The organism is Amycolatopsis sp. 2-15 (genome assembly GCF_030285625.1).
Taxonomy (GTDB): Bacteria; Actinomycetota; Actinomycetes; order Mycobacteriales; family Pseudonocardiaceae; genus Amycolatopsis; species Amycolatopsis carbonis.
This window is the reverse complement of the sequence record NZ_CP127294.1, coordinates 93,392-105,557: the sequence shown is the minus strand read 5'-3', so window position 1 is coordinate 105,557 and position 12,166 is coordinate 93,392. Positions and strand designations below refer to the sequence as shown.

12 protein-coding genes are annotated in these 12,166 nt (G+C 71.1%); 11 read left to right on the top strand and 1 reads right to left on the bottom strand.

Annotation, left to right across the window (positions count from 1 at the left end; genetic code table 11):
* The first annotated feature begins 25 nt into the window (after window positions 1-25).
* The 5 genes from QRX50_RS00465 to QRX50_RS00445 all read left to right on the top strand — a co-directional run bounded on the left by QRX50_RS00465 (window position 26) and on the right by QRX50_RS00445 (window position 5,634).
* A complete protein-coding gene (locus QRX50_RS00465; protein WP_285970016.1) occupies window positions 26-760 on the top strand; it encodes an acetoacetate decarboxylase in 735 nt (244 codons plus the stop codon).
* 9 nt (window positions 761-769) lie between these two features.
* Window positions 770-1,690 (top strand): 3-hydroxyacyl-CoA dehydrogenase NAD-binding domain-containing protein, encoded by a 921-nt coding sequence (locus QRX50_RS00460; RefSeq protein ID WP_285970015.1) that lies wholly within the window; start codon window positions 770-772, stop codon window positions 1,688-1,690.
* Window positions 1,687-3,225: a CoA transferase gene (locus QRX50_RS00455; protein WP_285970014.1), complete on the top strand. Its 1,539-nt coding sequence runs from the start codon at window positions 1,687-1,689 to the stop codon at window positions 3,223-3,225. Before QRX50_RS00460 ends, QRX50_RS00455 begins: the two co-directional genes overlap by 4 nt.
* Window positions 3,226-3,294: 69 nt before the next feature.
* Entirely contained in the window at window positions 3,295-4,593 is a 1,299-nt protein-coding gene (locus tag QRX50_RS00450; protein ID WP_285970013.1) for an aldehyde dehydrogenase family protein, read from the top strand.
* Window positions 4,594-4,635: 42 nt separating this feature from the next.
* Entirely contained in the window at window positions 4,636-5,634 is a 999-nt protein-coding gene (locus tag QRX50_RS00445) for a hypothetical protein (protein ID WP_285970012.1), read from the top strand.
* 217 nt (window positions 5,635-5,851) lie between these two features.
* Here the strand turns inward: QRX50_RS00445 and QRX50_RS00440 are convergent, their stop codons facing one another.
* On the bottom strand, window positions 5,852-6,208 hold the full coding sequence (locus QRX50_RS00440; protein ID WP_285970011.1) for a hypothetical protein: 357 nt from the start codon (window positions 6,206-6,208) through the stop codon (window positions 5,852-5,854).
* 227 nt (window positions 6,209-6,435) lie between these two features.
* Between QRX50_RS00440 and QRX50_RS00435 the strand changes: the two genes are divergently transcribed.
* The 6 genes from QRX50_RS00435 to QRX50_RS00410 all read left to right on the top strand — a co-directional run bounded on the left by QRX50_RS00435 (window position 6,436) and on the right by QRX50_RS00410 (window position 12,104).
* Entirely contained in the window at window positions 6,436-7,923 is a 1,488-nt protein-coding gene (locus QRX50_RS00435; protein ID WP_285970010.1) for an alkaline phosphatase family protein, read from the top strand.
* A 287-nt stretch (window positions 7,924-8,210) separates the two neighbouring features.
* On the top strand, window positions 8,211-9,830 hold the full coding sequence (locus QRX50_RS00430; RefSeq protein WP_285970009.1) for an ABC-F family ATP-binding cassette domain-containing protein: 1,620 nt from the start codon (window positions 8,211-8,213) through the stop codon (window positions 9,828-9,830).
* A 110-nt stretch (window positions 9,831-9,940) separates the two neighbouring features.
* A complete protein-coding gene (locus QRX50_RS00425; RefSeq protein WP_285970008.1) occupies window positions 9,941-10,369 on the top strand; it encodes a hypothetical protein in 429 nt (142 codons plus the stop codon).
* 102 nt (window positions 10,370-10,471) lie between these two features.
* On the top strand, window positions 10,472-10,993 hold the full coding sequence (locus QRX50_RS00420) for a hypothetical protein (protein WP_285970007.1): 522 nt from the start codon (window positions 10,472-10,474) through the stop codon (window positions 10,991-10,993).
* Complete coding sequence (locus tag QRX50_RS00415) at window positions 10,903-11,499, top strand: sensor histidine kinase (protein WP_285970006.1); 597 nt, start codon at window positions 10,903-10,905, stop codon at window positions 11,497-11,499. Before QRX50_RS00420 ends, QRX50_RS00415 begins: the two co-directional genes overlap by 91 nt.
* Window positions 11,496-12,104 carry a response regulator transcription factor gene (locus QRX50_RS00410; RefSeq protein WP_285970005.1) on the top strand — a complete coding sequence of 203 codons (609 nt, stop codon included), beginning with the start codon at window positions 11,496-11,498 and terminating at the stop codon, window positions 12,102-12,104. Before QRX50_RS00415 ends, QRX50_RS00410 begins: the two co-directional genes overlap by 4 nt.
* The last annotated feature ends 62 nt before the right edge of the window (window positions 12,105-12,166 follow it).

Here is a 12,166-nt window from a genome sequence, read left to right as displayed (position 1 = left end):
TTCGTGATCTTGTGGGAAGTCGCTCATGCGTGAGGACGAGGTCCTCGCCCAGCTCACCACGCCCCTGTCCGCGCCGGCCTTTCCGCGCGGGCCCTACCGATTCACCGACCGCGAATACCTGAACATCACCTACCGGACGGATCCCGCGGCGCTGCGGGCGCTCGTGCCGGAGCCGCTGGTCGTCGACGAGCCGCTGGTGCGGTTCGAGGTGATGCGCATGCCCGACGCGACCGGCCTCGGTGACTACACCGAATCCGGCCAAGTCGCGATGGTGCGCCACGGCGACGAGGCCGGCGAGTTCACCCTCGGGATGTACGTGGACAGCCTGCCCGCCATCGCGAGCGGGCGCGAGGTCGCCGCGTACCCGAAGAAGCTCGGCAAACCCAGGCTGTACACGGATTCCGACACCCTCGTCGGCTCGCTCGACTACGGCTCGATCCAGGTCGCGCTCGCCACGATGGGCTACAAGCACCGCACGCTCGACGAAGCCGAGGCGCGCGCGGAGCTGACCGCACCGACGTTCATGCTCAAGATCGTGCCCGGCTACGACGGCCGCCCGCGCATCTGCGAACTCGCGCGCAGCCAGATCAGCGACGTCACGATCAAGGGTGCCTGGACCGGGCCGGCGCGCCTGCACCTCGTGGCCCACGCGCTGGCGCCGCTGGCCGACCTGCCGGTGCTGGAGATCGTGTCGGCCAGCCACCTCCTGACCGACCTCACGCTCGGCCGGCTCGCGGTCGTGCACGACTACCTGGCTTGAGGGGAAACCATGAAGGCGACCATCGTCGGCGGCGGGGTCATCGGCGTGTCGTGGGCGGGACTGATGGCCTCGCGCGGCTTGGACGTGACGGTCAGCGACCCGGCGCCGGGCATCGAGGACACCGTGCGCGCCGGGCTGGAGGAGCTGAAGCCCGCGTTGCGGGAGCTCGGCTTGCCGGCCGGCGACTTGGCGGTGAGCTTCGAGCCGGACCTCGCGACGGCCGTCTCCCAGGCCGACGTGGTGCAGGAGAACGGCCCCGAACGGCTCGACCTGAAGCACCGGATCTTCAGCACCATCGAAGCCCACGCCCCGGCGCACGCGCTGCTGCTCACGTCCACGTCGGGCATTCCCGCCACGGACATCGCCTCGGCGCTGAAGCAGCCGGAACGGCTCGTGGTCGGGCACCCGTTCAACCCACCGCATCTCATTCCGCTGGTCGAGGTCGTGGCGGGGGAGAGGACGTCGGCGGAGAGCGTGGCGCGGGCCGTCGAGTTCTACGAAAGCCTGGGCAAGAAGCCGATCGTACTGGCGAAGGAGGTGCCCGGGTTCGTCGCGAACCGGCTTCAGGCCGCGATCTTCCGCGAGTGCGTGCACCTCGTCGCCGAGGGCGTGGTCACCGAGCAGCAGCTCGACGAGGTGGTCACGTCCTCGCTCGGACAGCGGTGGGCGGTGAGCGGGCCGTTCCTGAGCTTCCACCTCGGCGGCGGGGCCGGCGGGCTGCCGCACTTCCTCGAACACCTTGGCCCTGGCCTGCAGAAGCGCTGGGGCCAGCTGGGTACGCCGGACCTCGACGAACCGACCGTCGCGTTGCTGAGCGCCCAGTCGGAGGACTTCGGCGGCACGATCGACGAGCTGGCTCAAGCTCGGGACGAGAAGCAGATCGCCGTGATGAGGGCGCTGGGGACCACACCGGGACAGGAGCCACGATGACCGTCACCGACCGGATCCGCGCCGCGCTCGCCAACCCCATTCGTTCCGAGGCCGACGACCGGTTCGACATCCACGCCGCGTTGGCCGAAGTGCTCGCCGACGCCGGACTGTCCGAAAAGGACTGCGGTGGCCGCGTCGAGTTCCTCGGCGCGGACCCGATCGTGCCGAGCGCGGTGCGGCTGGGCGCGGCGCCGGCGATCGGGCTCGTCGCGAAATCCGTGGCGCTGGCCGCGTTGTGGCGCCACCGTGGTGGGCCGGGGCAGGACATCAGCATGGACGTGCGCACGGCGCCGCACCGGCTGTGCCCGTTCTACGACAAGAAGTGGGAGCTGATCAACGGCCTGCCGCCCACCAACACGGCCGACCCGGGCAGCCCGTTCACGCTCAAGTTCTACCGAGCCGGCGACGGCCGCTGGGTGATGCCGCTCAACATCTACCCCAAGCTGAAGTCCGCTGCGCTCAAGCTCCTGCGCACCTACGACGACGAGCCCGCCGTGGCCAACGCCGTCGCCCGCTGGAGCGCCCTCGACCTGGAGGAGGCCGGGGCCGACGCGGGGCTCGTGATGCCGATGGTGCGCAGCACTGAGGAGTTCCTCGAGACGCGCCAGTACCGCGACGTGCTGGCCGACCTGCCGCTCATCGAGATCGAGAAGATCGGCGACTCCGATCCCGAACCGCTGCCCGAGGGCGCGCGCCAGCCGCTCGACGGCGTTCGCGCGCTCGGGATGGGACACGTGATCGCCGGTGCCGCCATCGGTCGCGCGCTGGCGCAGCACGGTGCCGACGCCCTGAACGTGTGGCGCCCCACCGAGTGGGAAAACCCCGTGACGTACTCGACGGCGAACGTCGGCGTCCGTTCGTCCACAGTGGACTATCTGCGCGACAAGGCGGCCCTGGCGAAGGTGCACGAGGTGCTGCGGGGTGCGGATGTCTTCTACGCCAACCGCCGGCCGGGTCTCGTCGCCGGGCTCGGATTGTCCGCCCAGCGCGCCGCGGAGCTGCGGCCCGGGATCATCCACACCACGGTGTCGCTGCACGGCGAGCGCGGGCCGTGGGCGCAGCGGGTGGGCTTCGACCAGACGGCGGGGTGCGTCGCCGGGATGATGACGCTGGAGGGCTCGCCGGACCAGCCCGTGCTGCCGCACATCGGCGTGGTCAACGACTACCTGGTGCCGTGGCTCGCGACCACCGGGATTTGCGCGGCGTTGATGCGCCGCGCAACGGAGGGCGGCAGCTACCGCGTGCACATCTCGCTGACGCGCATCGCGTTGTGGATCATCAGCCTGGGCGTGTTCGACAAGGAGTACGCGCGCACGGTCGCCGGCACCGGGGAGCTGCACGCGTACGTCGACCCGGCGACGTTCACGGCCGAGACGCCGCTGGGGCGCTACCAGGGCGTGACGGACCAGGTGCGGATGTCGGAGACGCCGGGCGAGTTCTCGACGATCCTCGTGCCGCGCGGGTCCGGGCGCGCCGAGTGGCTGCCGCGGTTGCCAATCCGACCAGAAGTAGGCGGGCGCCCAGCCGGGCGTTGAGTGTTCGGCAACCATTCTCGCCGTGACTGTGGTCGGATTGGCAACTGACAACACAGTAGGGTCGTGATCATGATCCCGGACGTGGTTTCCCGCCTGCGCAAGTCCTTCGCCTCCGGCCGCACCAAGCCGCTGTCGTGGCGGCGCGAGCAGCTTGGCGCGTTGAAGCGCATGCTGCTGAAGCAGGAGGACGACTTCCTCGCCGCCCTGCACACCGACCTCGCGAAGAACGCCACCGAGGCGCGGCGCACCGAGCTGATGTTCATCGTCAACGAGGTCGACGACACCCTCGAGCACCTCGACGAGTGGCTCGCGCCGCAGCCCGCGGGGTTGCCGGAGCGCTTGCTGCCCGCGGAGGGTCGCGTGGTGCGGGAGCCGCTGGGTGTGGCGTTGATCATCGGGCCGTGGAACTACCCGCTGCACCTCGCGCTGGCGCCGCTGGTGGGGGTGCTGGCCGCGGGCAACGCCGCCGTCGTGAAGCCGAGCGAGCTCTCGCCGACGGTGTCGGCCGCCATCGCGCGCCACGTGCCGGCGTACCTCGACCCCGAGGCCGTGGCCGTGGTGGAGGGCGCGATCCCGGAGACGACGGAGCTGCTGGAGCAGCACTTCGACCACATTTTCTACACGGGCAACGGCGTCGTCGGGCGGATCGTGATGACCGCCGCCGCGAAGCACCTCACGCCCGTGGCGCTGGAGCTGGGCGGCAAGAGCCCGGTGATCGTGGACACCGACGTCGACCTGTTGGTGGTCGCGCAGCGGATCGTGGACACGAAGTTCATGAACGCCGGCCAGACGTGCGTCGCGCCCGACTACGTCCTCGCCATCGGCGACACGGCCGCTCAGCTCGAGCCGCTGCTGACCGAGGCGCTGCACGCGAAGTTCGGCGACGACCCCGCCGCGAGCCCTGACTACGGGCGCATCGTGAACACCCGGCACTTCGACCGCCTGTCCCACCTCCTGGCCGGCGGCCGCGTCGTCACCGGCGGCCAGACCGACCGCGCCGCCAAGTTCATCGCGCCGACCGTGCTCGCCGACGTCGCGCCGGACGCGCCGGTGATGGGCGAGGAGATCTTCGGGCCGATCCTGCCGGTGCTGGCTGTTTCGTCTCTGGACGATGCCATCGCGTTCATCACGGGCCGCGACAAACCGTTGGCGCTCTATGCCTTCACGGGGTCCGAAGCGGTCAAACAACGCATCCTCACCGAAACCTCCTCGGGCGCGGTGACGTTCGGCATGCCGGTGTTGCACCTCGTCGCGCCGGAACTCCCCTTCGGCGGCGTCGGCGAGAGCGGCATGGGCCGCTACCACGGCAAGTACTCCATCGACACGTTCAGCAACCTCAAGGCGGTGCTCGACAAGCCACTGTCCTGACGCCTCGGTGGAATCCCCCGGAGACGGCTACGATTCTGGATCATGAGCCACCCAGGGGGTCAGCAACAGCAGGGCAATCCGCAAGGTCAGCAGGGGTTTCCGGCGGGGTATCCGCAGCAGCCGGGGTATCCGGCGCCGGGTCAGCCGGGTTTTGCCGAGCAGGGTCAGCCGCACCCAGATCAGGCCGGGTACCCGCAGGCCGCCGGTGCGGCTGGGTATCCGCAGCCCGGTTACCAGCAACCCCTGCCGCAGCACGGTCAGCCGCAGCAGTGGGGCACCCCGCAGCAGCCAGGACAGCCGGCCCAGCCGGGATACCCGCAGGCGGGCCAGACCGGGTTCCCGCAGCAGCCGAGTCAGACCGGGTACCCGCAGCAGGCGGGCCAGGCCGGCAATCCGCAGCACGCCGGTGAGGCCGGCTACCCGCAACCTTTGCCGCAGCACGGGCAGCCGCAGCAGTGGGGTGCCCCGCAGCAGCAGTTTTCCCAGTCGCCGCAGGGCTTTCCCCAGCAGCCGGGGCAGGCAGCCGGCCCGTTGACCCAGCCCGGCCTCGGCGCGATCCCGGCCGTGCTCGGCGTGGTGCTGGAGCTGGTCGCCCTCTTCGGCGTCTCGTGGGTCACCTTCACCAACGGCACCCAGTCGGTGACGATGTCCTTCCTCGACCTCGTCAAGGCCGCCAGCGACAACGCGGCCGCCTCCGGCATCGCGGCGACCTACGTGCAGTTCCTCGCCTTCCTCATCACCGCCGCGACCGCCGCGTCGGTGCTGCCCTGGACCCTCGGTGCACTCCGGGCCAAGCGTTCGGCGTTCCTGCTGAGCGGCATCCGCAGCCGCGAACTGACGCGCGCCGACTTCTGGTGGTATCGCACGGTCTTCAGCGGCCGCGCGGTCGTCATGCTGATCCTCCACGCCGCCGGCATCGCCACCCTCTACTGGGGCAACTTCCCGTCCCTGGGCCTCGGCCCCATCCTCCTCCTGGTCGGCGCCCTCCTGGTCATCGCCGGTGCGGCCGTGGGCCCACGCCAGGCCCCGGCCATGCCCTGACCTTCCACAAAGGACCCTAGGCGGCCGCTTCGAAGAACAGCGCGACCGTGAGAGCCGCCGACGCCGTGGCCGGCGCGATCGGCGTCGGCGTGTCCGTGGTCGACTGGCCCGTGGCCGACGCCGACCGGCACCGCCGCGGCCGAAATCGCGTGCACGATCTCCCGCGAGCTCGGCGCGAGTCGCTGGCCGGTGCCGGTCGGCCCGGCAGGCGGAGCCGTCAGGCCGGCGCCAGCACCAGGGTGGTGTGCTGCCCGTTCAGCCCCTCGTTCATCACGAGCGCGCACGCCACCACGGTGCCCAGCCAGACGGCCGACACGGCGAGGTCCGGGCGGGGGAGCACCGGGTAGAGCACGGGGGTGAACGTGTTCCCGCCGTTGCCGCCCGTGGAGGAGTGGACGTGGTTCATGTACCGGATCCCGGTGGTGCGGTCGAACAGCACCGGGTGCCGGAAGGCCTCGCTCATGTCGAACCCGCGGCGCTTCTTCTCCGGGCGCGTGTCCGCGAACTCCGTCACCTCGACGACGTGGCCGACGGGGATCGGCGCGGGGTAGTTCACCGCGATCGTGCGATTCACGCCGGCAGTTTAGCAAGCTCGGGTCGTTCCGCTGACGGGAAAAATGACACTCCACAGTGGACGCATTCTACGTCTGGTTCCGCCGCTTCGTCCGGAAATCGAGTTACGCACGTCACTGCGCCATGGCGAGTTCGGCCGAAGTTCAGCCGCTGCTCATCCACTCCTGGGCGAACGGCTCACCGCGGCGGACGAGTGTTCCTCCTGGCTCCCACCCCGAAAGGACCTCGATGACCGAGAACACCGACCAGGGCAACGGTTTCACGCGCCGACGCCTCCTGGGTTCCGCGGCCGCCGCGGGCGGTCTCGCCGCCGCCGCGATGGCGCTGCCGGCCAACGTCCGCAAGGCGATCGCTTCGCCCGCACCGAAGAACGGCCGGATCTCCGACGTCAAGCACGTCGTGATGCTGATGCAGGAGAACCGCAGCTTCGACCACTACTACGGCACGCTGTCCGGCGTCCGCGGCTTCGGCGACCCCCACGCCGCGCGCCAGGCGGACGGCCGCTCGGTCTTCTACCAGAAGGACGCGAAGAACCCCAAGGGTTACCTGCTGCCCTACCACCTGGACACGAAGTCGACCGCCGCGCAGGCGATCCCTTCGACCAGCCACGAATGGTCGGTGCAGCACCAGGCCTGGAACGGCGGCAAGAACGACCAGTGGCTGCCCGCCCACCGCGCGGCCGACGGCGAGACCAACGGCCAGTACACCATGGGCTACTTCACCCGTGAGGACATCCCGTTCCAGTACGCGCTGGCCGACGCGTTCACGATCCTCGACTCCTACCACTGCTCGGTGCTCGGCCCCACGGGCCCGAACCGCCACATGTGGATGGCGGGCACGATCGACGCCGAGGGTGACTTCGGCGGCCCGTCGCTGACCACGAGCGCGCCCAACGGCGCGTACTCCTTCAAGACCTACCCCGAGCGCCTCACCGAGGCCGGCGTGAGCTGGAAGGTCTACCACGCACCGGGTTCGACCACGGGCCTCGCGTCGATCTCGCACATCGCCCAGTACTTCAACGCGAAGCCGGGCGACGACCTGTTCGAGAAGGCGATGAACCCGCAGCCGCTCGGCCAGTTCGAGTACGACGCGGCCCACGACCAGCTGCCCACCGTGAGCTGGATCCTGCCGCCGTCGGGCTTCGACGAGCACCCGGCCGGCCTGCCCGCGGCCGGCGCGACCTTCGTCGCCGGCAAGATCGACGCCATCGCGGCCAACCCCGAGGTGTGGGCCAAGACGGCGTTCATCCTGTCCTACGACGAGAACGACGGCCTGTTCGACCACGTCGTGCCGCCGACCCCGAAGCCCGGCACCCCGGGTGAGTTCGTGACCAAGACGTCGGTGACCGGTGTCGACGGCGCCGGCCTGCCCACCGGTCTCGGTTTCCGCGTGCCGTGCATCATCGTGTCGCCGTGGACCGTCGGCGGCTGGGTGTGCTCGGAGCTGTCCGACCACACCTCGCAGCTGCGGTTGCTGGAGCACGTGACCGGCGTGCGCGAAACCAACATCACCGACTGGCGCCGCCGCACCGTCGGCGACCTCACCTCGGCGTTCCGCTTCCACGACGCCACCCAGCACGCGCCGACGCTGCCCGACACCACGGGCCAGTACAACCTCGCGCAGTACGAGGTCAGCCAGTTCAAGCTGCCGCCCATCCCGACCACGGAGCAGAGCTTCCCCCACCAGGAGCCCGGCCACCGGCCGAAGACCTCCTGACCTCGGCGTTCGTCACCCGTCCGTCCATTCGCGACGGACGGGTGACGGCGCGCGCGGCTCTCGGCTGATAAGGTCGAGGGGAACGTGCAGGACGAGTTTCCAGGGAGCTGACCACCGCGATGGTGGCTGAGGACGACATCTCCGGGTGAATCCGGCGACGACAGCGGTGCGCTCGGTGGTTCGAAGAAACCGCAGCGACACCGCACTTTGTCGTCTCCCGAAGAAACTCTGCCCTGTTGTTCTCCGGGCGGCTCACGCACGCCCGCTGCACCCTTGAGAGTCCCGCCATGTCCAAGACCTCCGTCGTCGCCACCGGCCTGTCCTTTTCCTGGACCGACGGCACCCCCGTGTTCGAAGACCTGTCCTTCACGCTCGGGCCGGGTCGCACGGGCCTCGTCGCGCCCAACGGCGCCGGCAAGAGCACCCTGCTCAAGCTCATCGCCGGCGAGCTTCACCCGCTCGCGGGTTCGGTGAGCGCCGACGGTGTGCTCGGCTACCTGCCGCAGACGCTGCCGCTCGCCGGGGAACCGACCGTGGCCGAGGTGCTGGAGATCGCGCCGATCGTGCGCGCGCTCGCGGCCATCGAAGGCGGTGACGCGAGCGAAGAGCACTTCGCGACAGTCGGCAGCGACTGGGACATCGAAGAACGCGCCCGCGCGGAGCTCGATCGGCTCGGGCTCGGCGACGTCGCGCTCGACCGCCGGCTCGACACACTCAGCGGTGGCCAGATCGTGTCGCTCGGCCTGGCCGCGCAGCTGCTGAAACAGCCCGACGTGCTGCTGCTCGACGAGCCCACCAACAACCTCGACCGCGACGCCCGGCGCCGCCTGCACACCGTGCTCGGCGACTGGAAGGGCACGCTGCTGCTGGTCAGCCACGACCGCGACCTGCTCGACCGCATGGACCGGATCGCCGAGCTGGACCACGGTTCGCTGCGGTTGTTCGGCGGCGGCTTCACCGAGTACGAGGCCGCGAAGCAGGCCGCGCGCGAGGTCGCGGAGAAGAACGTGCGCGCGGCCGAGCAGGAGGTCAAGCGCGAGAAACGCGAGCTGCAGCAGGCCCGTGAACGCGCGGCGCGGCGGGCGTCGACCGGCGCTCGCACCGGTTCCGACATCCCGCGCATCGCGCTCGGCAACATCAAAAGGCGCGCGGAATCGTCGGCCGGCAAGGCCAACGACATGCACTCGCAGCGGCTCGGCGCCGCCAAGGCCCGGCTCGACGAGGCCGACCGCGCCGCGCGCGAAGACGACACGATCGTGCTGGAGCTGCCCGACACCGCGGTGCCCGCCGGGCGCACGGTGTTCCACGGCGAGCGCCTGCGCGTGCGGGAGCTGTTCGCCGGTGAGGGTGCGACGCTGGCGATCCGCGGGCCGGAGCGGATCGCACTGGTCGGCGCCAACGGAGTCGGCAAGTCGACATTGCTGCGGCTCGTCGCGGGCCTGCTCGAACCCGACAGCGGGGTGCTGGCCAGGGCCGACGGTCGCGTCGCGTACCTCTCGCAGCGCCTCGATCTGCTCGACGACGACCGCACCGTGGCGGAGAACCTGCGCGCGGCCGCGCCGCAGCTGCCCGAGGCCGACCTGATGAACCTGCTCGCGCGCTTCCTGTTCCGCGGGCCGCGGGCGCACCTGCCGGTCGGCGTGCTTTCGGGTGGCGAGCGGCTGCGGGCGACGCTGGTGCGCGTGCTGTGCGCGGAGCCGGCGCCGCAGCTGCTCCTGCTCGACGAGCCCACGAACAACCTCGACCTCGCCAGCGTGGAGCAGCTCACCGGCGCGCTCAAGGCGTACCAGGGCGCGTTCGTGGTCGTCAGCCACGACGACCGCTTCCTCGCCGAGCTGGGCATCGGCCGCTGGCTCACGCTGGCCGAGGCCAAGCTGACGGAAACAGGGCCGCCGTCGGGTTTCTGACAAATGTCATGGGCGAGTGATGCGCCGGCTCACTGCTGCGGGCCGGCGCACTCGCCCAGCATGGGTGGAGCACAAGGGGAGAGCTCCACACCGCCGGCGAAAGGACAGTCATGAAACCTGTCACCGCATCCCGCGAAGATCTCGAACACCCCCGCAGCGTTTCGGCGTTCCGCACCGCGCGGCTGCTGGTCGCGACCTACCTCACGATCAGCCTGCTCACGGTCGTCGCCGTGGTGCTGCTGCGCAACAACGCGGCGATGGTCACCGACGCCGTGTGGGTGCGCTCGGTGATCGTGGCGGCCAGCGGGCTGCTCACGCTCTCGTTCACCGTCCGCGCGGCCCGCGGTTCGCGCCGCGCGTTCCTGCGGCTGCGGCTCACCACCGGGATCATGCTGGTGGCGATCGTCGTCATCGCGTCGCTGCCCGGGGCGTTCCCGGTGTGGCTGCGGATCGAGCAGGCGGTGTGCGGGCTGGTGTTGCTGGGCGTGGTGCTGATCGTCAACGGGCGCCACCTGCGCTCGTTGTTCGCGCGTGCCTGAGCGGGAGCCCGGTAGCGTGCCCGGCGTGGGCGAGAACGCGGATCGCTGGGTGTTCGGGTGGCGCCGGTTCGCCCTCGACACCGGCATGCTCGTGTACCCGGGGTGACCGCGGTCGCGGTGGTGCAGGACGGCGGTCCGGGGGTGGTCGTCGGCTGCGTGCTCGTGGCGGTGTTCAGCTGCTGTTACGTGGTCACCGCGGTCGCCGGAGACCGCAAGGCCACGCGGGTGTTCTGGTGGTCGCTCGGCGCACAGGCGGTGCTGTTCCTCGCGGCCCTGCCCTTCGCGCGGGCCAACGCGTTTTTCCTGGCCACGGTCGTGGTGTCGTGCCTGGTGCCGCAGCTGACCGGCCGCGCGGCCGTGCGGGTGGTCCTCGGGGCTGGACTGGCGGCGGCCGTGGTGCCGTGGGTGGTGCCGTCGTGGCAGAGCGGACCCGGGTGGACGCAGGCGGTCGCGCTCGTGTTCACCGCGCTGATGGTCTACGCCTTCGCCGAGGCGATCCGGCGAACCGGGCGCTGGTCGAGGCGCGCGCGCAAGTGCAGCGGCTCGCCGCCGAGGCCGAGCGGGCCCGGATCTCGCGCGACCTGCACGACCTGCTCGGCCACTCGCTCACCGCGATCACCGTGAAGAGCAACCTCGCGCGGCGCCTGTCGGCAGGCGACCCGGCGCGGTCGCTCGACGAGATCACCGAGGTCGAACGCCTTTCGCGCCAGGCGCTGGCCGACGTGCGCGCGGCCGTGTCGGGCAGCCGCGACGTGACCCTGGCCGGTGAGCTGGCGCGTGGCCGGGAGCTGCTGCGCGCGTCGGGCGTGGCGGCCGACCTGCCCACGGCGACGGACGTGGTCGACGGCGCGCACCAGGAGCTGTTCGGCTGGGTCGTGCGGGAGGGGCTGACCAACGTCGCGCGCCACGCCCGCGCGACGAGCTGCACCGTCAGGCTTTCGGCTTCGGAGGTGGAAGTGCGCGACGACGGGGTGGGCGCCGTAGCTGCTCCGGGCAACGGCCTGGACGGGTTGCGCTCGCGTGTCGCCGAGGCCGGGGGGCGGATGGAGGCCGGGCCGGTGCAGCCGCGGGGATGGCGGCTGTGCGTGTCGATGCACGCTCCGCGTCAGGGGAACGGGGCGCCGGCATGACGATCCGCCTGCTGCTCGCCGACGACCAGGCCTTGGTGCGCCAGGCGTTGTGCGCCCTGCTGGAGCTGGAGGACGACTTCGCGGTCGTGGCGTCGATCGGTCGCGGCGACCAGGTGGTGGACGCCGCGCTGGCGGAGCAGCCGGACGTCGCGTTGCTGGACATCGAGATGCCGGGCCTCGACGGGCTGGCCGCGGCGGCCGTGCTGGCGAAGCAGGCGCCGGGGTGTCGCGTGGTCATGCTGACCACGTTCGGGCGCGCGGGCTATCTGCGGCGCGCGATGGAGGCGGGCGCGGTCGGGTTCGTGGTGAAGGACGCGCCGGCCGAGACGCTGGCCGACGCGATCCGCCGGGTGGTCGCCGGTGAGCGCGTGGTGGATCCGGCGCTGGCCGTCGCGACGCTGGCGGCGGGGGAGTCGCCGCTCACGGCGCGCGAGCGCGACGTGCTGATCGCCGCCCGCTCGGGGGTGTCGGTGGCCGAGATCGCGGCCACGCTGTACCTGTCGGAGGGCACGGTGCGCAACTACCTGTCGGCGGCGATCGCCAAGACGGGGACGCGTAACCGGATGGAGGCGCTGCGGGTCGCCGACGAGAGAGGCTGGCTGTGACAACCGGTGCCGTCCCCCGCCGTGGGTACCCACGGTGTGGCGAGGTGCCGCCCGGAAAAGAG